Raw genomic sequence first — 22,189 nt, forward strand, 5'->3', positions numbered from 1 at the left:
ATCCGATTATCGGGAAACAAATAGATACATAGCTACCTTTTTTATCCCTCTGTCGCAACGTACTTGAAAATGGTTCTCAATATAATTAGCATCCTCTGCTCAATATCCCTGTCATCGTTGGGCGAATAGGCCCCTATCGTGAGCAGACCGAACCCATGAGCCCGATGCCCGCCAAGCAGCTGCAGCCCGACCCACAGCAAGAAGCGCTGGAGTGGTTTTCGCTGTTGCGTCAGCCCGGTTGTGACGAAACCCAGCGCCAGGCATTCGCGGCATGGTGCCAGCAAGCCGAGAACGCCCATGCCTACGCCGAGCTGGAGACCTTCTGGCAACAGTTGCAACCAGCCCCCGCCCGCCCTCGCCCACGGCAAGTGACCGAGCGGCGCAGCCACCTGGGCAGGGGGTTGGCGCTACTGTTCCTGCTGGGGCTGGGCGCGGCAGCCTATCTGTACTGGCCGCTGATGCAGCGCCTGGCCAGCGAGTTGCACACCGACGTCGGCGAGCGCCGCAGCACACGCCTGGCAGATGGCACCACTTTGAACCTGGACAGCGCCAGCGCGATGAACGTTGACCTGCGCAGCCGCACGCGCCAGCTGCATCTGGTGCAGGGCCAGGTGTATCTGGAAGTAATGCTCGATGGGCGAGCCATGGAAGTGGAAGTGGGCAACGCACGCATCCAGGTGTTCGGCACCCGCTTGCAGGTGGCCCGCCACGCCAACCATGACGAACTTGTGGTCATCAGTGGCAAGGCCATGGTCCTCCAGGGCGGGGAGCAGCACCTGGTCTCGGCTGGAGAGCGGGTAACCTTCGATGAGACGCGCTTCGACCCGGTGCAGAAGGCAGACCTGAAAACCGCCGACAGTTGGCGCAACGGCCACCTCAAGGCCACCGACATGCCATTGGGGCAGGTGCTGGAACGCCTGGCCGGCTACCAGGGCCAGCGCTTGTGGCTGATGGATGAACAGGTGGCCCATCGACGGGTGAGCGGCGACTTCAACCTCGACCGGCCCGGCGAGAGCCTGCAATCTCTGGCCGCGGCCCAGCATCTACAGCTGCAGGGCGTGCTCGGGCACTGGCTTGTAGTCCGCTAAAACCGGGCCTGGCCGCTAAGTTTTTGAAAGCGTGCAAATTTTTTTTGAAATGAGTGTTGACAGGGGGGGCGTTCAAGAGAATAATGCGCGCCATCGGCTACATAGCTCAGTTGGTTAGAGCATAGCATTCATAATGCTGGGGTCCGGGGTTCAAGTCCCTGTGTAGCCACCAAACAAGACGAAGGGCTTACCGCAAGGTAAGCCCTTTTTCTTTGCCTGTAATAAATCCCAAAGATTACGCGCGCCCTGTAGGAGCGGCCTTGCGTCGCGATGGGCTGCGCAGCAGCCCCGGCAATTTGTGCATCTGTGCGCAAACCTTGGGGCTGCTGCGCAGCCCATCGCGACACAAGGCCGCTCCTACAAGGGTACGCGGACCGCTTGCGACCTCAGTTCTCTACGCCATCAGAACGCCCACTTGGAACTCAGCATGAAGTTGCGCGGCTCACCATACGAGGCACTGTTGAAGTTGTCGTCGAATGAGCTGAAGTACTTCTCGTCGAACAGGTTGTTCACGGTCGCGGTTGCCGACCACTGCGCCGTGATCTGGTAGCGCGCCATCAAGCCGACGGTGGCATAGTCGCCCTGCTTGATCTTCACAGGGTTGCCAACCTGCCACGGCGTGGCGGTGAAATGCATGCCACTTTGCCAGTTCACCCCACCCCCCACGGTCAGGCGGCTCAGTTCAGCGGGTAGCTGGTAGGTCGTCCAGAGCTTGAACATGTCCATCGGAATGGTGGTCTTCACCCGCTCGCCATCGTGGTCCTTGACCTTGGAATGGGTATAGCTGCCCATCAGGTTCCAGCCTGGCGCCAACTCCCCGCTCACCTCCATGTCGAGGCCTCGGGTAGTGGTCTTTTCCGCTCGATAAGCGGTAATCAGGCCATCACTCCCTGCCACGGTGCCATCTGCCACGGCATCGTTGTCCAACTGCACTTCGTACAAGGCAATCGCTGTATTCAGGCGGCCGTCAAAATATTCACCCTTCAGGCCAACCTCATAGTTGTCGCCTTCACGCGGCTCCAGCAACTTGCCTGCCTGGTTGCGATACGGCTGCGGCTTGAAGATGCTGGTATAGCTGGCATAAACCGAATGCACATCATCCAGGTCGTAGACCACGCCGGCATACGGCGTCACTTCCCCCGTTGCCTTTACCGAGTCATCAGTGTCGTAAGGCTGCAGGCTGGCAACGTGATAATGGAACAAGGCATCGTACTGATAGTTGCTGACCCGTGCGCCAAGGATCACCGACACGTCATCAGTGGGTTTCAGCCGCGTGGCCAGGTAAGCACCGGTCTGGCGCTGATCGATATCGTCGTCTTCACGGTTGAAGTTATAGGCAGGCGTCGGCCCATGATTGTCCCAGCTCCAGACATTCACCGGCACGCCGCTGACGCCGTTGTTGCTGCTGCCATTGGCCAGCAGGTTGCCAAAGCCGTTACGGCGGTTTTCATAGCTTTGGTAATTGAAGCCCATGACCAGTTCGTGCTCACGGCCCAGCAACTGGAACGGCCCACTCAGCATCACATCGACCCCCCGCTGCTTCTGCGTGTTGTCGCCCTTGGTGGCGGTGTAGCGCAAACCATCGCCGGTAGACGGGTTGAGCACACCCGTGGTGGTGCCGACGATGACCGAGTCGTAGTCGCGGGTACCGTACAGGTAGTTGGCAGCAAGCTTGAGTGTCCAGCCCTGCCCCAGCCGCTGTTCCAGCGAGGTAAAGGTGTTGACCGACTCCTGCCGGTTGCTGCTGTCGCGACTGGCGCCGTTGTATGAGCGCGGCATGCGGTACTGGTAGCCGCGCCCCGAGCCATCGGTGGCTACCACCGGTAACCCGGTGGTGGAGAACCCGCGCGGGTCGCTGTCGAGGTACTCGACGCCCAGGGTGAACAGCGTATCGGGGCTCAGGTCCATCTCGCTGACGCCATACACGATGGTCTTCTGCTGCTGCAGATGGTCGGTGAAGCTGTTGCCCTGCTGGTACGCCGCCACCGCGCGGCCGCGCACGCCACCGTTATCGGTCAATGGCCCGGACACATCCACTTCGGTACGGTACAAGTCCCAGGAACCCAGCCCGCCGCTGATATAGCCCTGGAAGTGGTCGGTGGGCTTCTTGCGCACCAGGTTTACCGTGCCGGACGGGTCGCCCGCCCCCGTCAGCAGCCCGGTGGCACCACGCACCACCTCCACCCGGTCGTAGATGGCCATGTCAGAAAGCGCCTGGGGCAATGCCTGGCTGAAGGCGAATGTGGTGGTAGGCATGCCATCGTACTGGAAGCTGTCGATGGCCAGCCCTCGGGAGAACACGTACAGGCGATCGCTGCCCGGGCTTTGCACATTGATCCCGGCAGTCTGCTCCAGCACCTGGCCAAGGCTGCGCAGATTCTGGTCTTCAATGCGCTGGCGGGTCATCACGCTCATCGACTGGGGTGTCTCGCGCAAACTCAGATTGAGCTTGGTGGCAGCGTTGCTCGAAGCTGTCGTGTAAGCGCCTGTGCCTTCGGTGGTGCTGCCCAGCAGCTGGCTGTTGATGGTGGTAGCACGTAGCTCCAGCGCCCCGTCATTACCGGGCACACCGACCAGCACAAACCCGTCGGCATTTCCCTGCGCCTGCAGCCCCTGACCACCCAGCAGAACAGCGAAACCGTCTTGTACGCCAAAGTTGCCCTGCAACCCTGTGCTGCGCCGCCCCGCCACCTGGCTGGCATCGAAAGAAATGGCCACACCGGCCTGGCGGGCGAAGCTGCTGAGTACATCGCCCAGCTGCCCTGCCGCGATGTCGTAGCGCTGCACCTGTTGCTGGGCCTGGGCCATCGGTATCAGCGCCAGCGTCAGGCTACCCAGCCCCAGATGAATACCCAGGGCCAGCGCATTGCGAGGCATGAAAGGGATGCGCGCGCGCACGTTCGAAAGCATGTTCCCGATACTCCGTTATGTAGGCTTACGACAAGGACGCACGGAAATCGGTAACTGGAAGCAGCTGGCTATTTTTTTATCTGAGCGTGGATTCAGGCAGGTAACGCACCCGGGTGATCCACGGCGTGTAGTGATCGATGCCCAGTGGCAGGCTACGGGCCAGCAGGCGCAAGGCGCGCTCGCTGTCGTCGACGGGCAGCACGGCGGTGACGCGGATGTTGGCCAGGGCCTTGCGATCGAACAGCAGGTAGCCCGAATGGTTACGGCCCAATTGTTCGAGCACTTCAACCAGCGGCCGCTCGCGCACCACCAGTTGGTGCCGCGCCCAGGCCTGCTCCACGCCCCTGGCATCGATGGCTTGCACCTCGCCAGGGCCAGTGGCATCGAAATGCAGTTCCTGGCCTGCGGTTACCACCCGGCGCTGACCGTGGCTGTCGACTTCGGTACTGGACTCGATCATGGCCAGGCGCGAGCCTTCGGCCAATTGCTCCACTACAAAGCGCGTCCCCAGTGCCCGTACACTGCCGTGCTCGGTCACCACCTTGAACGGGCGCGCAGCATCCTTGGCCACATCCACCAGGATTTCCCCGCGCAGCAGGTGCACCGTTCGCGTATTGGCATCGAAGTCCAGGTCGACAGCGGAACCGCCATCCAGCCTGAGCAGGCTGCCATCAGGCAATTGCCGCGTGCCAAATTCGCCACTGCCGGTGCGGATATCCGCCAACAGATAGGTGGCGCCCTTCTGCTGCACGAACAGGCCCAGCGGCAAGGCCAGTAACACAGCCAAGGCCAACGCCTTGAGCTTTTGCGCCGAACGTTGCTGCTTGAACGCCAGCAGCGCACTGCGTGCTGGCGCCTGTTTGAGTACCTGCAAGGGCGCCAGGGTTTCCTGCATGCGCTGGAAGGCTTCGAGGTGTTCGCTGTCCTGCGCCAGCCACACCCGGAACGCCTCACGTTCACGGCCACTGGGCTGGTCGTCCAGGCGCACCAGCCACTCGGCGGCTTCGTGGAGGATTTCCGGGCTCACAGGCAGGCCTCTGCGGCAGCATGGCAAGCCAGCAGCGCCTGCACCAGGTAGCCCTGCACGCTCTTGGTGGAAACCTGCAGGCGCTCGGCGATTTCGCTGTGGCTCAAGCCTTCGAGGTGACGCAATACAAACGCCTGGCGAACCCGCGGCTGCATGCGCGAAAGGGCTCTGTCGATCTGTTCCAGTGCCTGTATCGCCGCATGGATCTGCTCGGGTGAAGGCGCTTGCTGCATCTGCTCGGCATGCAGTAGCAAAGCCTCACGATAGACCTGCTCCAGCTTGTACCGGCGGCCGCGATCAATCAGCAGCCGCCGCGCCACGGTCGCCAGCAAGGCACGGGGCTCGCGCGGGGCAACATAACTGCCAGCGCTGAGCAGGCGGACGAACGTGTCCTGGGCCATGTCAGCAGCATGCTGTGGACAGTTCAGGCGCTGGCGCAACCACACCAGCAACCAGCCGTGATAACCCTTGTACAAGGCATCCAGAGTGTCTGCGGCGGCGGGCGGGGTGGGTTTCATCGCGAAGCTTTGCAAATGGGAATGATTCTATTCTAATTGGCCATCACGCCAACTTGCAATCACTGCCTCAACGCACGCCGCTCACCGCCACTGCCAGGCCAAGCCCGATCAATGCCAGGCCAATGACCCGGTCCACCAGTACTTGCCGATCAATCATCGCCTTGCGCAATACCGGGCTGGAGAAAAACACCGCGACCAGGCTGAACCACAGCCAGTGGGCAACGGACATGAAGGCGCCATAGGCAAAAGCCAGCTTCAGCGGGCTACCGGGTTGTACCACCTGGCTATAGGCACTGATGACGAACAGCATGGTCTTGGGGTTGAGGGCATTGGTCAGAAAGCCAATGCGCAGGGCTTGCAGCACGCCGGCTGCCGATTGGGTACCGCCCTCGAGGCTGATCCGCCCGGTGTTGGTGAGTGACTTGTAGCCCAGGTAGATCAGGTAACCGGCGCCCAACACTTTCATGACCAGGAACAGCGCCGGGCTCTGGCGGATGATCACGGCGATGCCCAGCACCGTGTACAACACGTGCACCTGCACCCCCAGGGCGATGCCTACGGCGGCGGCAAGCCCGGCCTGGCGGCCTTGTGCATAACTGCTGCGGGTGACCATGGCAAAGTCGGCGCCGGGGCTGATGACGGCGAGGAGGGTGAACAGGGCGACGGCGATCAGTTCGGTCATGCGGGCTGCTCTCGATAGGCGATGGAAATGCACATATGCGGTGATTATCGAGTGCTTATGGAGAGGTAAAAATCGATTTATAGTGAGGTAAATCTGCTAGTTTTTCTCACAGATATACACAGCCTGCACCGGCCTCTTCGCGGGTAAACCCGCTCCTACAATGATCTGTGTGGGAGCGGGTTCACCCGCGAAGAGGCCGGCACAGGCAACACAGGGATGCCATGAAACTGCCTCCGCTCAATGCCTTTCGCTACTTCGACATCGCCGCGCAAACCGAAAGCTTCGTGCGCGCCGCCGAACACCTGCACGTCACCCACGGCGCCGTCAGCCGCCAGGTGCGGCTGCTTGAAGAAAGCCTGGGCGTGGACCTGTTCGAGCGCCGCAACCGGGCCATTTTCCTGACCCCGGCCGGCCGCGCCCTGCAAGGCACCACCCAGGCGATCTTCGAACAGCTCGAAGGCGCCGTGCAGCGCTTGCAGCACCAGGCCCGCGACAATGTACTGGTGCTGTCCTGCGAGCCGACCATCGCCATGCGCTGGCTGATACCACGCCTGCCGCGCTTCCATGCCACCCACCCCGACCTGCAGCTGCACCTGGTGGCCGCTGGCGGGCCGCTGGACTTCGCCCGCAGTGGTGTCGACCTGGCCATCCGCCGCGACGACTTCCACTGGGACAAGCAGCTGTTCAATCAAAAGATCTGTGATGAATGGATCGGCCCGGTGTGCCACCCCGCCTCCCCTACCCCACTCGACGGCCAACGCCTGCTGCACAGCACCACCCGCCCTGCTGCCTGGCCCACCTGGCTTCGCCTGAGCGGGCAGCAGGCGCGGCACAGCGAACGTAGTGACTACGAGCATTTCTACCTGTCGATCCAGGCCGCCAGCGCCGGTTTGGGCGTGGCCGTGGCCTCAGCGCTGATGGTGCGCGACGAACTGGACAGCGGGCAGTTGCAGGCACCATTCGGCTTTGTCCGCGACGGCTCGGCCTACCACCTGCTTAGCCCGCAGCCCTTGGCCGACAGCGGCAAGCGCCAGCGCTTCACAACGTGGGTGATGGCCGAATGCCAATATTGCCTGGCTCACTTGGGTTTGATGCAGAACGACGACCCGGGGCTGCCATCGCCACCCCAGGTGCGATAGCCGGCGGTATCCACATGGATGCGACCTGATGGATAGCGGCCCAGCCCCATGTGCCAGGCCTGGCCATGCTGCTGCCAGAAGCGGCACAGCGGGTTGGGGTCGGCCCACGCCGGCAGCAGCATGTCCACGGCAAAGGCGCGGGTGTGGGCACTGTTGGCCGCCCCGCCAGCGCAGGTGTTCAGGCGCGGCTCACGGTACGCGGAAACCACCTCGAACTGGCGCAGAATGCCCTGGTCGTCGAGGGTTTTGAGCAATGAGAGGGTCGAACGTACGGCTGGCCAGTGGCTGACCGGCGGCACGGCAAACGGCGACGCGTGGCACAGCCTCCAGTCCGAGGCCGAGCGCAGCAGCTGGTGAATGGGCACTACGCCATAAAGGCGCGCATCTACCAGCATTTCACGGAAGGGCCGGGTTTGATGGTCGCCGGCCCACTGGGCGAACATCCAGATGTCGCGCTCGTCGGCGTGGGCTGCACTAGCTATGAGCAAGCATCCGGCTAGAAGCAGTGTTCTCATCCTTGACCAGCCTCTGCATGACAAGAAGGTCCTCTGACTCTAGCCCGATACGCGTGGACAGGGATCAATCTTCAAGCAAGGTGCAGGCCATCACCAGGGCGTCTTCACGGCCACCGGCGACCGGGTAGTAGTCACGGCGGCGGCCGATTTCGTTGAAACCGTAGCGCTCGTACAAACGGTAGGCCGAACGGTTGCTGGCGCGCACTTCCAGGAAGCATTCGCGGCCATTGAGCTGGTAGGCCCGGGCCATCAGGTGCTCAAGCAGGCGCAGGCCCAGGCCGCAGCCCTGGTTTTCCGGCTTGACGGTAATGTTGAGCAGGTGCGCTTCGTCGATGATCACGTTGATCACCCCATGGCCCACTTGCTGCTGGCCGTCGAACATCAGCCAGACCTCGTACGATTTCAGCGCATCCTGAAAGATCCCGCGGGTCCAGGGATGGCTGAACGCGGCATATTCGATCTTAAGTACGGCATCCAGATCCGCCTCGGTCATCGGGCGGAAACTGATCGATTCACTCATTCAACGCGCTTCCAGCGCGCCATCAGCTGGCGCATGGCTTTCCAGACGTCCGCCTTGCGTTGCGGCTCGTCCATCAACAGTTCAAGGCCCGGCAAGACCCAGGCGTCGCCCAGGCCGTCGAGCTTCAGGGTTTGGTAATAGGCTTCGGCGTCAGCATTGGCGGCGAAGCGTGCCGCTGGCAGACCCACCAGCCACAGGCAGGTGCACGGGGCGTCTTCCAGGCGGGCCTGGACAAAGCCCTGGACGAAATCACGCGCAGCCTCCGGGCCCTGGTCCATGTTGCCGCGCACCAGCAGCGGCCAGCGCACTGGCTCGCCGATAATCTGCGGGGCGTCGGGCAGGCCGGCGGCGCGCAGCATGTCCTTTAGCAGCAGGTACGACGGGTCGCGGCTCTGGAACGGCTGGCCGGTGGCCAGCTCCACCAGCAGCAGGCAGCTGCCGGCACGCAGCAGTTGCAGCGAGAAGCGCGGTGGCGGGACCGGGGCCGGGCGCGGGGGGGCCGGTTGCTCCTCGGCTTCCACAGGCTTGGCGACAGGTTTGGGTACACTGCCCGGGCGCGGGATTTCGATTTTCGGTCGCTCGCCAGAGCGCGCCTGGGGAGCGGCTGGCGCGTCGTTGGCAGCGGGTGCCGGGCGGACGTCGAAGTCGATGTCCTCGACCGGCGCCACCGGCAGCAACAGCTCGGGCCGCGACGGTGCGGCGAACGGCAGTTCGGCGCGCGGCAGCCAGTGCACCACTTGCATGGCGGAAAGGAAGGCGCGGCGACGGGGTTCGGTGAGCAAGGTGCGGGGTTCCGAGGGGTGGAGGCAATTGGGCATTCTAACGCTGTTGGCATTCGAGCGCCGCAACTGGTCGGCGGTTTTTTGTTGCCTGTGCCGGCCCTTTCGCGGGTGAACCCGCTCCCACAAGGCGTTGTGCAGTACCTGTGGGAGCGGGTTCACCCGCGAAGAGGCCAGTGAATCCCCTACAGGAATAAAGGTTATCTCTCATTACAGACCAAGGGGTGAAAACCTCCCCCCCGGATGCAGTACAATCGCCCCCTTTTTCTTGGCAACGAGTCGAAGCCAATGATCGAACCCAAGCGCGTCCTGCGCGCCCTAGCCGAACACTGGGCCCTGATCGAGCCGCTGTGCGAGCGTTTCGACCAGGGTACCCTGAGCCTGGTCGAACTGCGCCAGCATGTGGCCCGCCAGCAGGTCGAAAGCACCCCGCAGGACATTACCCAGCTGCTCGACGTGTGGATCCGCCTGGATATCCTGGTCCCGGTGGCCAAGAGCCCGAACCGTTTCGAGCTCAACGCGCAGATCCATGACTTCCTCGCCTACCTGCGCCGCGAACACCGGCTGGGCCTGTGCCTGGAGATCGAAGCCTACCTGCGCCACCTGGAACGCCTTGCCGGGCACATCCAGGATGCCTTCGACAACCGCGACAGCGACGACCTGGCGCGCCAGCTGCGCCTGCTCGACATGCGCGTGCGCGATGTGCTGAAAAAGCTCGACAACGACGAGCAGGCGCTGGTGGCCGTGGCCGAACGGGCCAAGACCAGCAACCGCCAGATCCCGCTGCGCCAGCGCTACGCCGAAGTCCTGGCAACCTGGGACGAATACGTCGAGCCGATGATTCAGCTGGTCAACGCCGACGGCGCCTTCGAACAAGGCGTGCGCAAGGTCGAGACCGTGTTGCTGAAGCTGCTCGGCGAGCAGGCGCGCCTGGGCCACCTGGTCGACGACGACATGTTGCTGCGCACCCACGCGCGCATCCTGGAAATGCAGACCAGCGCCCAGCTGACCCTGCGTCACGCCCGCGAACTGCTGCTGCCGCTGCGCGAAGAAGCGCGCCGGCACAATGCCGTAACCCGTGGCGCCGCGCTGGCCCTGTCGGTGATCCGGCGCAAGGGCATCGATGCCGTGCCGCAGGCGGCCATGCCGATGTTCACCCGCCCGCAAAGCACCTTCCTCGGCAGTGCCAGCCAGGTCGAGGCTTACGTGTACGCCCTGGCCCACTTCGAGCCCAAGCCGGCGCGCTTCCCCAAGGCGCACAAACCGCAAGGTGGAGAGGCGCCACGCGCACCGCGCACCGTCAAGGAAATGCTCGAGCGCTGCGAACAGGCGCTGCCACTGCCCGACCTGATGGTCTGGCTGCTGGAGCAGGAACCTGAAGGCGCTACCGACGAACTGCTGTACTGGTTCTCGCGCCTGTCGCGGGAAAAGCGCTTCAAGCGCGAACGCCTCGAGCGCCGCGAGTACACCACCCAGGAACACCTGGTCAGCCTGCGCTCGTTCGGCCTGACCTCCAGCCGCGAAGCCGCCGCCGGCACGCCTACCGAATCCAACGCGAGCCCAGCCAATGCATCTTGATCTCTCCGAACTGTCCCAGCTCGCACCGATCTTCCGCGAGCTGTTCAAAGGCTTCCACGTCAGCCGCCGCGACCCCGAGCTGTACGCCCAGCTGTCGAACTTCCAGGACCAGTACCGCACCCTGTTCAAGGCCCTGGGCTTCGAACTGGTCTGCGATACCCGTGGCTTCTACTACTTCGTCCCGGACATGACCGCCGCGCAGGTCAACAAAACCGCGCAGCGCCTGTCGCTGTTCACCTTCATTCTGGTCGAGCACCTGGCCGACCAGGGCCGCGACCCGATGGCCGTGCTCGACGGCGGCAGCATTGGCCGCGATGAACTGCCATCACTACTGGACAAGTACCGCGACCTGTTCCTGCAGGCCGAAGTGCAAACCGTGGAAGAGCTGGAAGAAAAAATCCTGCGCCGCATGACCCAGCTCGGTTTCGCTCATGAGGAAGGCGGCATCTACCGCTTCCTGCCGCCGATGCACCGCTTCCTCGATGTGTGCCTGTCGGTGCAGCAGGACCGCGACCTCGCCGCCACCCTGCACAGCGACCTGCCACTGCCGACCCCGGTACTGGTCGAGGAAGAAAGCCCCGAAGAACTCAACCGCACCGACGACCCGCTCGACCTCACGCCCTTCGACGGTGAGGAAAGCGAAGAGGACGCCCTGGCCCGGGCCATCCGCGAAGAGCAACAGGAGATTGACGCATGAGCCAGGAACGCTACGGCATCCGCCGCTTTGCTTTGCTCAACACTGCCGGCTACAGCCTCGGCCTGTTCCCGCTGGAGCACCCACTGTCGGTGTACGGCGCCAACAACCTGGGTAAATCGGCGTCGATCAACGCCCTGCAGTTCCCGATCCTGGCGCGCATGTCGGACATGAGTTTCGGCAAGTACAGCCTCGAACAGTCGCGCCGCTTCTACTTCGCCAGTGACACTTCGTACATTCTCTGCGAACTGAGCCTGCCCCACGGCCCGCACGTGATCGGCGTGGTCGGCCGCGGCCCGGGCGGCGGTTTCGGCCACCAGTTCTTCGCCTACAAGGGCGAACTGGACCTGGCCCACTACCAGAAGAACGACACCTGCCTGCGCCAGAAAGAGCTGTTCACCAACCTCGAACGCCTTGGTATCAAGGCCTACGAGCTGAAGCCGGACGAACTGCGCCGGTTGCTGGTTGGCGGCCACACCTCGGTGCCGCTGGACCTGACCATGATCCCGCTGCGCTCCACCAGCGAGCAAAGCCTGAAAACCTTCCGCGCGCTGTTCATCAACCTGCTGCACATGCGCGAAATCACCGCCGCCAAGCTCAAGCAGCTGTTCCTCGACGCCTTCGAGCACAGCCTGCGTTCGGGCAGCGTCGACTACATCGCCGCGTGCGAGGAAGCGTTCCGCGACGTGCGCCGCATGGAACAGGACTACAACGCCCTGGTCGCCGCCGGCCCGCTGGTCGAGGCCCTGGCCGGTGGTGTGGCCCAGCGCGACATCTTGCGCGGCAAGCTGCACCGCATTTCGCCAGTGCTCGACACCCTGCTGGGCACCTGGCAGGAATACGCCATGGCGCGCAAGGAAGAGCTGGTCATCCAGTCCGAACACTACCGTGGCGAGCAAGACCGCCTGCAGAACGACCAGCGCGGCGGCACCCAGGAGCTGATGCGCCTGGAGCGGGAAATCACCGGCATCCAGCGCTGGCTGGGCGAGCTGTCGGTGCTCAAGCACCGCTTTGCCCTGGTCGATGACGTGAAGGTTCTGGAGCAGCAGCTGTTGGCCGCCAAGGACGCCCACGACGAACTGGCCGGCGCCCTGGCCCAGTCGCGGCAGTTCAGCGCCGAAGACCTCGACGAGCGCGTGCGCGACCTGGAAAAACGCCTGAAGCAGGTCAAGCAACAGCTCGACCACGCCGACAACAACAGCTATGCGCGCCTGCGCGAAGAGTTCTCGCAGCAGGACGTCGACCGCCTGATGCGCCTGTTCAACGGCGCGCTGTTCAGCCTGCCACTGGGTGACCGTGGTATCGAACTGGACGACAGCGACCTGTGGGTAAAATCGCTGGAAGCGGTGCTCGACGGCTTCAAGGGCGAGCGCTTCGAAGCCCCGGGCCTGGCCATCGACCTGACCAACATCGACCCGCCGGCCCTGCAGGCGCTGGCAGACCGCGCGGCCCTGCGCGACCAGAAGGAGCGCCTGGAAAAAGAGCTGAAACAGCTCAAGACCCAGCAGGCAGTAGCCGCCGACCGCTCCGCCTCCAAGGCACAGACCGAAACCCTGTACCAGGAAGTGCTGGACGCGCAGAAGGCGCTGGAAGACTTCCGTCGCAGCGAGACCCTTGCTGCCGAAGAGCCAGAAAAACTCGAGCAGCTGTCGCAGCTGGAAGCCGCCCAGGACGAGCTCAAGCGCTCCAGCGACGCCTTCACCGAGCGCGTCCAGCAACTGTCGGCCAAGTTGCAGCTGGTCGGCCGCCAGATCGGTGACCTCGAGTCCAAGCAGCGCACCCTGGAAGACGCCCTGCGCCGTCGCCAGCTGCTGCCGGCCGACCTGCCCTACGGCACCCCCTTCATGGAAGCCATCGACGACTCGATGGACAACCTGCTTCCGCTGCTCAACGACTACCAGGACAGCTGGCAGGGCCTGCAGCGCGTCGACAACCAGATCGAGGCGCTGTACGCCCAGGTCCGCCTGAAAGGCGTGGCCAAGTTCGACAGCGAAGACGACATGGAGCGCCGCCTGCAGCTGCTGGTGAACGCCTATGCGCACCGCACCGACGAAGCCCTGACCCTGGCCAAGGCCCGCCGCGCGGCAGTGACCGACATTGCCCGTACCTTGCGCAACATCCGCAGCGACTACGACAGCCTCGAGCACCAGCTGGCGCTGTTCAACCGCGAGATCAACAAGCGCCAGGTGTCCAACCTGGAAAGCTTCCGCGTAGTGCTGGCGCCGAACAAGGAAGCGCTCAAGCACATCGACCAGATCATCCACAGTGCCGGCCAGTACGAAGAAGGCGAAACCCTGTCGGTGTTCGACCTGACCCAGAGCGCCGAGCAGGACAACAAGAACGAAGAGGCCAAGGAGTACCTGGCACGGCTGGTGGCGGCCAACCACAACCAGCTGGGCCTGAAGGACCTGTTCGAGCTGGCGTTCGAGATCACCAAGGTCAACGGTCAGCCGATCATCCACGCCGACATCGACGGCGCGGCGTCCAACGGCACCACCATGACCATCAAGGCGCTGACCAACATGTACCTGTTGCTGCACCTGATGGACCGCGACCTGGCCGGGCGCATTCGCCTGCCGTACTACCTGGACGAAGCAGCGGACATCGACGAACGCAACCAGGCGGCATTGCTGGAAACCAGCCTGCAGCTGGGCTTTGTGCCGATTCTGGCGAGTGTGAAGCCACAGGTATCGGCGCGTGTTGCGATCGACCTGGAAGGTGGCAGCGGGCCGAATGGCATCTACATCGACGAAGCGGACTGGAAGTTCATCAGCCGGCTGGATGAGGTGAAGGCGGTTGTGCGTGAGGATCAGGCCGAAGAGTTGGCCTGAGGAATCTGGGGCCGCTTTGCGGCCCATTCGCGGGTAAACCCGCTCCCACAGGTATTGCACAAGCCTAAAAGGCAGTGGAGTACCTGTGGGAGCGGGTTCACCCGCGAATGGAGGCCAAAGGCCTCCCGGCGGTCTACCAGGCTATTCAATGCGCCCAAGGCAAAATCGGGATAGCCGTCACCGCATTCTGCGGGCTGCCTTCGATCATGCGGTCGCTGTACACCAGGTACACCAAGGTATTGCGCTTCTTGTCCAGGAAACGCACCACCTGCATGGTCTTGAACACCAGCGAGGTGCGTTCCTTGAACACTTCCTCGCCATCTTTCAACTCACCTTTGAAGTTGATCGGCCCAACCTGACGGCAGGCAATCGATGCCTCTGCCCGGTCCTCGGCCAACCCCAGACCACCCTTCATGCCACCCGTCTTGGCCCGCGACAGGTAACAGGTCACGCCTTCGACCTTGGGGTCGTCGAATGCCTCGACCACGATACGGTCGTTTGGCCCAAGGAACTTGAACACGGTGGACACCTGGCCGATTTCCTCGGCCCCGGCCAGCATCGGCAATGCCAGTGCGGCGACGGCAATCATCCTTTTCAACACAAGTACGCCCTCAGACCAGAACCAGATTGTCGCGGTGCACCAGTTCAGGCTCCGCGATGTAGCCCAAGGTGCTTTCGATGGCATCGGAAGGCTGGCCAATGATCTTCTGCGCCTCCAGGGCGCTGTAGTTGGCCAGGCCGCGGGCCACTTCAACGCCGTCCGTGCCGACGCACACCACCATCTCGCCACGGCGGAAGCTGCCCTGCACGGTCTTCACGCCAACCGGCAGCAGGCTCTTGTTGGCCTGGCGCAGCGCCTGCACGGCACCGGCATCCAGCACCAGGGTGCCACGGGTTTGCAGGTGGCCCGCCAGCCACTGCTTGCGCGCCGCGAGCATGCCGCGCTCAGGCGACAGCAAGGTGCCCAGCCGCTCGCCGGCCTTAAGGCGGTCGAGCACGCGCTCGATGCGGCCACCAATGATGATGGTGTGGGCACCGGAACGGGCAGCCAGGCGTGCGGCACGCAGCTTGGTCTGCATGCCGCCACGGCCCAGCGCACCACCGGTACCACCGGCCACGGCGTCCAGCGTCGGGTCGTCGGCACGGGCTTCGTAGATCAGTTGGGCTTCGGGGTTGTTGCGCGGGTCGGCGTCGAACATGCCATCGCGGTCGGTGAGGATCACCAGCAGGTCGGCCTCGACCAGGTTGGCCACCAGCGCCGCCAGGGTGTCGTTGTCGCCGAAGCGGATCTCGTCGGTGACCACGGTGTCGTTTTCGTTGATCACCGGCACCACACCCAGGTCAACCAGGGTACGCAGCGTGCTGCGGGCGTTCAGGTAACGCTTGCGGTCGGACAGGTCGTCATGGGTCAGCAGGATTTGCGCGGTGTGCTTGCCGTGCTCGCCGAAGCTCGACTCCCAGGCCTGCACCAGGCGCATCTGGCCGATCGAAGCAGCCGCCTGCAGCTCGTTCATCGCGCTCGGTCGCGAGGTCCAGCCCAGCTGGCTCATGCCGGCAGCCACGGCCCCGGAGGAGACCAGTACCAACTCAACGCCTGCCTCACGCAGCGCGACCATCTGCTCGACCCAAACGGCCATGGCACCGCGGTCGAGGCCTTTGCCATCGGCGGTCAGCAGCGCACTGCCAATCTTCACGACCCAGCGCTTGGCGCCCGTCACCTTGCTTCGCATCTTCTTCCAACCTATGTCGAATCTGTAGATACCGTGGATACAAAAACGCCGCTCCAAAGAGCGGCGTTTAGTGTACTGCAACCGGTCAGTCGCGCACGTAAATGATTTCCGGGCCGTCTTCGTCGTCCTCGAAATCATCATCCCACGCGTCATCGTCGCCGATGTCGTGCACGCTCTTGACGCCAGTGCGACGCAAGGTGCGGGCATCGTCCAGGGCCTGCAACTGGGCACGGGCTTCGTCTTCGATGCGCTGGTCGAGGTCGGCCAGCTCTTCGGCGTAGGCCGGGTCGTTGGCCAGGCGGTCGGCGCGGTCTTCGAGGTAGCGCATCAGGTCGTGGCTGAGCTTGTCGGTGCCCTGCTTGGAGATGGCCGAAATCACGTAGACCGGGCCTTCCCACTCCAGGCGGTCGATCACTTCCTGCACGCGCTCGTCGCGCTCGTCGTCCATGACCATGTCGGCCTTGTTCAGCACCAGCCAGCGCTCACGCTCGGCCAGCGACGGGCTGAAGCGGGTCAGCTCATTGACGATCACTTCGGCGGCATCGGCCGGGCTGCTTTCGTCCAGCGGCGCGATGTCCACCAGGTGCAGCAGCACACGGGTACGTGCCAGGTGCTTGAGGAAGCGGATACCCAGGCCGGCACCGTCGGAGGCGCCTTCGATCAGGCCGGGGATGTCGGCGATGACGAAGCTCTTCCAGCGGTCGACACTGACCACGCCCAGGTTTGGCACCAAGGTGGTGAACGGGTAATCAGCCACTTTCGGCTTGGCGGCCGAAACCGAGCGGATGAAGGTACTCTTGCCGGCGTTCGGCAGGCCCAGCAGGCCCACGTCTGCCAGCACCTTCATTTCCATCTTCAGGTCGCGCTGGTCACCCGGCTTGCCTGGGGTGGTCTGGCGCGGCGCACGGTTGGTGCTGGACTTGAAACGGGTGTTGCCCAGGCCGTGCCAGCCGCCTTGGGCGACCATCAGCTTCTGGCCCGGGGTAATCAGGTCACCGATCACTTCCTGGGTGGAAGCATCGATCACGGTGGTACCGACCGGCACGCGCAGGAACAGGTCTTCACCCTTCTTGCCGGTGCAGTCGGTGCTGCCACCGTTGGAGCCGCGCTGGGCTTCGTGGTGACGGGTGTAGCGGTAGTCGACCAGGGTGTTCAGGTTTTCGTCGGCAACCATGTACACCGAGCCGCCGTCACCACCGTCACCGCCGTTGGGGCCACCGTTCTCGATGAACTTCTCGCGACGGAAGCTCATGCAACCGTTGCCGCCGTCACCGGCTTTTACCCGAATCGATACTTCGTCAACAAACTTCATTAAAACCGCCTCTCGTCGGTAGACGAGCTGAATGACTCAAAAACATGAGGCTCTTGCAAAAATGAGCGCGGCGGCCCCGTACGACCGTAGAAACCAACGCCGGCAACCCAGACAAACAGCTTTGCAAGAGGCTCACCACAAACGAAAAAGCCCCGTCGCATGACGGGGCTTCTGGAGCGACGTCGCGATTAAGCGGCGACGATGCTCACGTAACGGCGCATGAACTCGCCTTTCTTCTCGAACTTGATCACGCCTTCGATCTTGGCGAACAAGGTGTGATCCTTGCCCATGCCAACGCCGTAGCCAGCGTGGAATTCGGTGCCGCGCTGACGGACGATGATGTTGCCTGGCTTGATAACCTGGCCGCCATACATCTTCACGCCAAGGCGTTTAGATTCTGAGTCGCGACCGTTACGAGTACTACCACCAGCCTTCTTGTGAGCCATGGTTCAATTCTCCAAATAAATTCAGGGGATCTAGGGGATTAAGCCTGGATGCCGGTGATTTTGATCTCGGTGAACCACTGGCGGTGGCCCATACGCTTCATGTGGTGCTTACGACGACGGAACTTGATGATGCGAACCTTGTCGTGGCGGCCTTGCGAAACGACTTCGGCCACTACTTTAGCGCCAGCAACAACTGGAGCACCGATGGTGACTTCTTCACCGTTGGCGACCAGCAGAACGCGATCGAAGGTCACGGATTCGCCAGTGGCGACTTCCAGTTTTTCGATCTTGAGGAATTCACCTTCAGCGACTTTGTACTGCTTGCCGCCGGTAACGATTACTGCGTAAGACATGGTATTTCTCCGATAATCCTGCTCACCCAGCGCTTTATATGATGAGTATTGGCTGGCATGGCTGCACAGGGCTGGAACGGCCCGGTGCAATTGCGTAAGGCAGGTGCTGCCCAGGAAGTTAGGGTGCGCGATTGTACGCAACCGTGGTTTTGCTTGCAAGTGCCGCCCCCGGCCTGCGGGCACCGCGCCTTGACACACCGGGACCTGCGACCTAGCATGCCGCGCAACCTCACTGGAGCAGCCGATGCAACCCCAAACCTTCTACCGCGCGGTGGCTGATGATTTCAGCGCCGTCGACGAGATCATCAAGAAGCAGCTGACCTCGCGCGTGCCGCTGGTATCGAAGATCGGCGACTATATCACGTCCGCCGGTGGCAAGCGCCTGCGCCCCCTGCTGGTATTGCTGTGTGGCAAGGCCCTGGGCCGCGAAGGCGACGACCTGCGCCTGCTGGCCGCCACCATCGAGTTCCTGCACACCGCCACCCTGTTGCACGACGATGTGGTCGACATGTCCGGCATGCGCCGTGGCCGCTCCACCGCCAATGCCCTGTGGGGCAACGCGCCAAGCGTGCTGGTGGGCGACTTCCTTTATTCGCGCTCGTTCGAAATGATGGTCGAACTGGGCTCGATGCCGGTCATGCAGATCCTGTCCAAGGCCACGCGGGTGATTGCCGAGGGTGAAGTGCTGCAGCTGTCGCGGGTACGCGACGCCAGCACCACCGAGGAAGTTTACATGGAGGTCATCCGCGGCAAGACCGCCATGCTGTTCGAAGCCTCGACCCACAGCGCGGCAGCGCTGGCCGAAGCCACCGACGCGCAGCGTGAAGCCCTGCGTACCTTCGGTGACCACCTGGGCGTGGCTTTCCAGCTGGTCGACGACCTGCTGGACTACAAGGGTGACTCGCAGACCCTGGGCAAGAACGTCGGCGACGACCTGGCCGAAGGCAAGCCTACCCTGCCGCTGATCTACACCATGCGCGAAGGCACTGCTGAACAGGCTGCGCTGGTGCGTAAGGCGATCCAGAAAGGTGGCCTGGAGGACCTGGAGCAGATTCGTGTGGCGGTTGAGGAGTCGGGGGCGTTGAAGTACACCGCAGAGCTGGCTCGCGATTACGTGAAGCGTGCCATTGCGTGCCTTGAGGTGCTGCCGGCTAGCGAGTACCGGGATGCGCTGGTTGAGCTGAGTGAGTTTGCTGTCGCGCGGACGCACTGACAGACCGAGTCGCCTTCATTCGCGGGTAAACCCGCTCCCACAGGTATAACACAGGCCCAGAGGCCTGCGATTTTCCTGTGGGAGCGGGTTTACCCGCGAAGCTTTTTGTCCGGACATAATCCCTTCTGGAAAAATACCTTTTACAATGCGGGCTTTCTACCGCCCGTCTGTTTGTTTGAGGAACCGAAGTGAGCACTCTGCCACCCTGCCCGAAATGCAACTCCGAATACACCTACGAGGATGGCACTCAGCTGATCTGCCCTGAATGCGCCCACGAGTGGTCGGCCAGCGGCGATGCCGAGGTAGCCAGCGACGACGTGGTGAAGAAGGATTCGGTCGGCAACATCCTGCAGGACGGCGACACGGTCACCGTGATCAAGGACCTCAAGGTCAAAGGTTCGTCCCTGGTGGTCAAGGTCGGCACCAAGGTCAAGAACATCCGCCTGTGCGACGGCGACCACGACATCGACTGCAAAATCGACGGCATCGGCGCCATGAAGCTGAAGTCCGAGTTCGTTCGCAAAGTCTGATTACACAAAATTCCGCCAATTGGCGCTTGCTATTCTGATAATAAGAATTATTCTCATTGGAACTGCTATCCAAGGAGAATAGCCATGACTTATCTGATCGACGCCTGGCTGGACCGCCCTCATCCTTACCTGCGCATTCTTCATCGGGAAACCGGCGAAGTGTGCGCGGTGCTTGAAGAAGAAGCCCTCGACGAACTGCGTGACCAGGGCGACCTGGACATGAGCGGGTTGAATTCGAGTGAACCGGGGGTGCTCAAGGAGCTGGTGCGGAATTTGTTTCTGTTCTGCTATGCGCGGGCGTTGCGCCCGGGGGGAACGGATTGGAATTGAGGCCAGCAGGGCCGGCCTCTTCGCGGGTGAACCCGCTCCCACAGGAATCGTACAACGCTTGAATTGTGCACATTACCTGTGGGAGCGGGTTCACCCGCGAATGGGCCACAAAGCGGCCCCAGCGGTCTTACAGTACGTCGAGCAACTCGACGTCGAACACCAGCACGCTGTGCGGCGGGATGCTGCCAACGCCTTGGGCGCCGTAGGCCAGCTCGCTCGGCACGTACAGGCGCCATTTGCTGCCCGCGTTCATCAGCTGCAGGGCTTCGGTCCAGCCAGCGATCACGCCGCCTACCGGGAATTCAGCCGGCTGGCCACGCTCGTAGGAGCTGTCGAACACGGTGCCGTCGATGAGGGTGCCGTGGTAGTGCGTGCGCACGTTGTCTTCGCGGGTCGGCTTGGCGCCTTCACCTGCGGTCAGTACTTCGAACTGCAGGCCCGAAGCCAGGGTGGTGATGCCTTCACGCTTGGCGTTTTCAGCCAGGAATTCCTTGCCGGCACCGGCAGCGGCTTCGGCCTTGGCAGCAGCTTCAGCTTGCATCACGTCACGGATGACCTTGAAGCTGGCCGACAGGTCGGCTTCGCTGACGCGGCTGTCGGCGCCGTTGAAGGCGTCGGTCAGGCCAGCCAGGATGGCTTCCAGGCTGACACCTGGTGGCGGGTTGTCGCGCAGCTGGCCGCCCAGCTGACGGCCGATGCCGTAGCTGACGCGGGTTTCGTCGGTAGACAGGTTGAGTTCGGACATTGTCGTGCTCCACTGCAGGGCGCAGTGCAGCCGCGCCCTTGATGAAAAGGGCGAGCAGCCTAGCACACTGGGGCGCTGCGAGCAGCTACCAGGCCGAACGCTGGGAAATCGGCACCTTCAGGTCTTCTTCCGGGTGTGTGCCCATGCCACACATCTCGTCCTGCACCGACCAGTGCACCAGGTTCATCGAGACCATGGGGATGGTCTGCAGCAACGTGCGGGCATCCTCCACCGAGTGCACGCGCAAGCGTTCACCACGGGTGTCGGACAAGGGGTGGGCGTGACCTTTGACCCGCGCTTCTAGCAGGTAATCACCGCCTTCGATGGCAATCAGGTTCAGTTCGTCGACATGGCCAGCCCTGGCCTCGCTATTGAGCTGATGCAAGTTCATGAGAGCACCTCGCTGCTGGGAACCACGCATGAGTGCTCATTTTTTGTACAGGATGGGAGATTACACAAGGCAAGACCGACGCCGCTGGTCAGTTGGACCGCGTCGGCCTCTTCGCGGGTGAACCCGCTCCCACAGGTATTGCGCAGGCTTAAAGGCTTGTACATATCTATGGGAGCGGGTTCACCCGCGAATAGGCCCTGGCAGGGCTCAGTGCTTGGTCAGCTTGTCCAGGTAACCCATGCAGAACGCCGAGACCACGAAGGTCATGTGAATGATCACGTACCACATCAGGTAGTCGGTGGAGATGTTCTGCGCATCCATGAACACACGCAGCAGGTGGATGGAGGAAATCGCCACGATCGATGCGGCAACCTTCATCTTCAGCGACGAAGAGTCCATCTTGCCCAGCCAGTTGAGCTTTTCCTTGCTCTCGTCGATGTCCAGTTGCGAAACGAAGTTTTCGTAGCCGGAAATCATCACCATCACCAACAGGCCACCGACCAGCGACATGTCGATCAGCGACAGGATCACCAGAATCAGGTCGGCTTCGCTCAGGGCGAAGACGTTGGGCAGGACGTGGACCACTTCCTGGAAGAATTTCAGCGCCAGGGCCAGCAGGCCGAGGGACAGGCCGAAGTAGATCGGGGCGAGCAGCCAGCGCGAGGCATACATCGCGTTTTCGAGGATACGTTCCATGAAGTTCGGGACTCATCAGGTGACTAAAAAAGCGACGGCGAGTATAGCCAGCCACCTGTTACAGCAAAAGCCCGGTGAATGGGCTGCTTTGCAGCCCATCGCGACGCAAGGCCGCTCTCATCAAACAAAACGCAACCCATTGATTTATAAGCCTCAGACAGC

23 protein-coding genes and 1 tRNA gene are annotated in these 22,189 nt (G+C 62.6%); 9 read left to right on the top strand and 15 right to left on the bottom strand.

The features are described from left to right. Positions 1-164: 164 nt before the first annotated feature. Together IAE39_RS09740 and IAE39_RS09745 are read left to right on the top strand one after the other, a co-directional pair. Complete coding sequence (locus IAE39_RS09740; RefSeq protein WP_201201730.1) at positions 165-1,088, top strand: FecR family protein; 924 nt, start codon at positions 165-167, stop codon at positions 1,086-1,088. Positions 1,089-1,183: 95 nt separating this feature from the next. Then, positions 1,184-1,260 (top strand) — tRNA-Met (locus IAE39_RS09745). A gap of 230 nt (positions 1,261-1,490) precedes the next feature. Here IAE39_RS09745 and IAE39_RS09750 read toward each other — a convergent pair. From IAE39_RS09750 to IAE39_RS09765, 4 genes are all read right to left on the bottom strand, one after another. Continuing rightward, positions 1,491-3,998 carry a TonB-dependent siderophore receptor gene (locus IAE39_RS09750; protein ID WP_236548488.1) on the bottom strand — a complete coding sequence of 836 codons (2,508 nt, stop codon included), beginning with the start codon at positions 3,996-3,998 and terminating at the stop codon, positions 1,491-1,493. Positions 3,999-4,074: 76 nt separating this feature from the next. Then, the gene (locus tag IAE39_RS09755) at positions 4,075-5,025 is read right to left on the bottom strand and encodes a FecR family protein (protein WP_328825606.1); all 951 of its coding nucleotides are present in this window, start codon (positions 5,023-5,025) and stop codon (positions 4,075-4,077) included. After that, positions 5,022-5,543 carry a sigma-70 family RNA polymerase sigma factor gene (locus IAE39_RS09760; RefSeq protein ID WP_201201694.1) on the bottom strand — a complete coding sequence of 174 codons (522 nt, stop codon included), beginning with the start codon at positions 5,541-5,543 and terminating at the stop codon, positions 5,022-5,024. Before IAE39_RS09760 ends, IAE39_RS09755 begins: the two co-directional genes overlap by 4 nt. Before the next feature lie 67 nt (positions 5,544-5,610). Further along, complete coding sequence (locus IAE39_RS09765; protein WP_201201695.1) at positions 5,611-6,225, bottom strand: LysE family translocator; 615 nt, start codon at positions 6,223-6,225, stop codon at positions 5,611-5,613. Positions 6,226-6,446: 221 nt separating this feature from the next. Between IAE39_RS09765 and IAE39_RS09770 the strand changes: the two genes are divergently transcribed. Next, on the top strand, positions 6,447-7,364 hold the full coding sequence (locus IAE39_RS09770) for a LysR substrate-binding domain-containing protein (RefSeq protein WP_201201696.1): 918 nt from the start codon (positions 6,447-6,449) through the stop codon (positions 7,362-7,364). On the opposite strand, the gene IAE39_RS09775 is transcribed toward IAE39_RS09770, so the two are convergent. The 3 genes from IAE39_RS09775 to IAE39_RS09785 all read right to left on the bottom strand — a co-directional run bounded on the left by IAE39_RS09775 (position 7,304) and on the right by IAE39_RS09785 (position 9,181). Beyond that, the gene (locus tag IAE39_RS09775) at positions 7,304-7,879 is read right to left on the bottom strand and encodes a D-Ala-D-Ala carboxypeptidase family metallohydrolase (RefSeq protein ID WP_201201698.1); all 576 of its coding nucleotides are present in this window, start codon (positions 7,877-7,879) and stop codon (positions 7,304-7,306) included. The two genes, IAE39_RS09770 and IAE39_RS09775, sit on opposite strands and share 61 nt — an antisense overlap. A gap of 64 nt (positions 7,880-7,943) precedes the next feature. After that, positions 7,944-8,399: a ribosomal protein S18-alanine N-acetyltransferase gene (gene rimI, locus IAE39_RS09780; protein ID WP_201201700.1), complete on the bottom strand. Its 456-nt coding sequence runs from the start codon at positions 8,397-8,399 to the stop codon at positions 7,944-7,946. Continuing rightward, the gene (locus IAE39_RS09785; protein ID WP_201201702.1) at positions 8,396-9,181 is read right to left on the bottom strand and encodes an energy transducer TonB; all 786 of its coding nucleotides are present in this window, start codon (positions 9,179-9,181) and stop codon (positions 8,396-8,398) included. Before IAE39_RS09785 ends, rimI begins: the two co-directional genes overlap by 4 nt. Positions 9,182-9,466: 285 nt before the next feature. Here IAE39_RS09785 and mksB point away from each other — a divergent pair, with 285 nt between their 5' ends. The 3 genes from mksB to mksF are packed head-to-tail and all read left to right on the top strand — an operon-like array spanning position 9,467 to position 14,281. Beyond that, entirely contained in the window at positions 9,467-10,756 is a 1,290-nt protein-coding gene (gene mksB / locus IAE39_RS09790; RefSeq protein ID WP_201201704.1) for an Mks condensin complex protein MksB, read from the top strand. Then, positions 10,746-11,453, top strand: coding sequence for an Mks condensin complex protein MksE (gene mksE / locus IAE39_RS09795; RefSeq protein WP_201201707.1), 708 nt, complete (start codon positions 10,746-10,748; stop codon positions 11,451-11,453). Before mksB ends, mksE begins: the two co-directional genes overlap by 11 nt. Continuing rightward, a complete protein-coding gene (gene mksF, locus IAE39_RS09800) occupies positions 11,450-14,281 on the top strand; it encodes an Mks condensin complex protein MksF (protein ID WP_201201709.1) in 2,832 nt (943 codons plus the stop codon). Before mksE ends, mksF begins: the two co-directional genes overlap by 4 nt. A 145-nt stretch (positions 14,282-14,426) precedes the next feature. Here mksF and IAE39_RS09805 read toward each other — a convergent pair whose 3' ends face one another. The 5 genes from IAE39_RS09805 to rplU all read right to left on the bottom strand — a co-directional run bounded on the left by IAE39_RS09805 (position 14,427) and on the right by rplU (position 18,122). Then, positions 14,427-14,870, bottom strand: a complete 444-nt coding sequence (locus IAE39_RS09805) for a CreA family protein (RefSeq protein WP_201201733.1) — start codon at positions 14,868-14,870, stop codon at positions 14,427-14,429. Between the two features lie 22 nt (positions 14,871-14,892). Continuing rightward, positions 14,893-16,011 (bottom strand): glutamate 5-kinase, encoded by a 1,119-nt coding sequence (gene proB / locus IAE39_RS09810; protein ID WP_201201711.1) that lies wholly within the window; start codon positions 16,009-16,011, stop codon positions 14,893-14,895. 85 nt (positions 16,012-16,096) lie between these two features. Then, a complete protein-coding gene (gene cgtA / locus IAE39_RS09815) occupies positions 16,097-17,323 on the bottom strand; it encodes an Obg family GTPase CgtA (protein ID WP_201201717.1) in 1,227 nt (408 codons plus the stop codon). A 188-nt stretch (positions 17,324-17,511) separates the two neighbouring features. Beyond that, complete coding sequence (rpmA, locus tag IAE39_RS09820) at positions 17,512-17,769, bottom strand: 50S ribosomal protein L27 (RefSeq protein ID WP_003247464.1); 258 nt, start codon at positions 17,767-17,769, stop codon at positions 17,512-17,514. Between the two features lie 38 nt (positions 17,770-17,807). Continuing rightward, a complete protein-coding gene (gene rplU / locus IAE39_RS09825; protein ID WP_003247466.1) occupies positions 17,808-18,122 on the bottom strand; it encodes a 50S ribosomal protein L21 in 315 nt (104 codons plus the stop codon). 244 nt (positions 18,123-18,366) lie between these two features. Between rplU and IAE39_RS09830 the strand changes: the two genes are divergently transcribed. The 3 genes from IAE39_RS09830 (at position 18,367) to IAE39_RS09840 (ending at position 20,195) form a co-directional block, all read left to right on the top strand. Next, positions 18,367-19,335 (top strand): polyprenyl synthetase family protein, encoded by a 969-nt coding sequence (locus IAE39_RS09830; RefSeq protein ID WP_201201719.1) that lies wholly within the window; start codon positions 18,367-18,369, stop codon positions 19,333-19,335. Between the two features lie 188 nt (positions 19,336-19,523). Continuing rightward, positions 19,524-19,865, top strand: coding sequence for a zinc ribbon domain-containing protein YjdM (locus IAE39_RS09835; RefSeq protein WP_201201721.1), 342 nt, complete (start codon positions 19,524-19,526; stop codon positions 19,863-19,865). 84 nt (positions 19,866-19,949) lie between these two features. Beyond that, positions 19,950-20,195 carry a PA4570 family protein gene (locus IAE39_RS09840; protein ID WP_003256316.1) on the top strand — a complete coding sequence of 82 codons (246 nt, stop codon included), beginning with the start codon at positions 19,950-19,952 and terminating at the stop codon, positions 20,193-20,195. 127 nt (positions 20,196-20,322) lie between these two features. Here the strand turns inward: IAE39_RS09840 and IAE39_RS09845 are convergent, their stop codons facing one another. From IAE39_RS09845 to IAE39_RS09855, 3 genes are all read right to left on the bottom strand, one after another. After that, positions 20,323-20,940, bottom strand: a complete 618-nt coding sequence (locus IAE39_RS09845) for an FKBP-type peptidyl-prolyl cis-trans isomerase (RefSeq protein ID WP_201201723.1) — start codon at positions 20,938-20,940, stop codon at positions 20,323-20,325. Positions 20,941-21,025: 85 nt separating this feature from the next. Beyond that, positions 21,026-21,331 carry a DUF6482 family protein gene (locus tag IAE39_RS09850; RefSeq protein WP_201201726.1) on the bottom strand — a complete coding sequence of 102 codons (306 nt, stop codon included), beginning with the start codon at positions 21,329-21,331 and terminating at the stop codon, positions 21,026-21,028. Between the two features lie 207 nt (positions 21,332-21,538). Then, positions 21,539-22,027, bottom strand: coding sequence for a TIGR00645 family protein (locus IAE39_RS09855; RefSeq protein WP_003247486.1), 489 nt, complete (start codon positions 22,025-22,027; stop codon positions 21,539-21,541). Between the last annotated feature and the right edge of the window lie 162 nt (positions 22,028-22,189).

It is taken from the genome of Pseudomonas sp. S37 (assembly GCF_016658545.1).
GTDB lineage: Bacteria > Pseudomonadota > Gammaproteobacteria > Pseudomonadales > Pseudomonadaceae > Aquipseudomonas.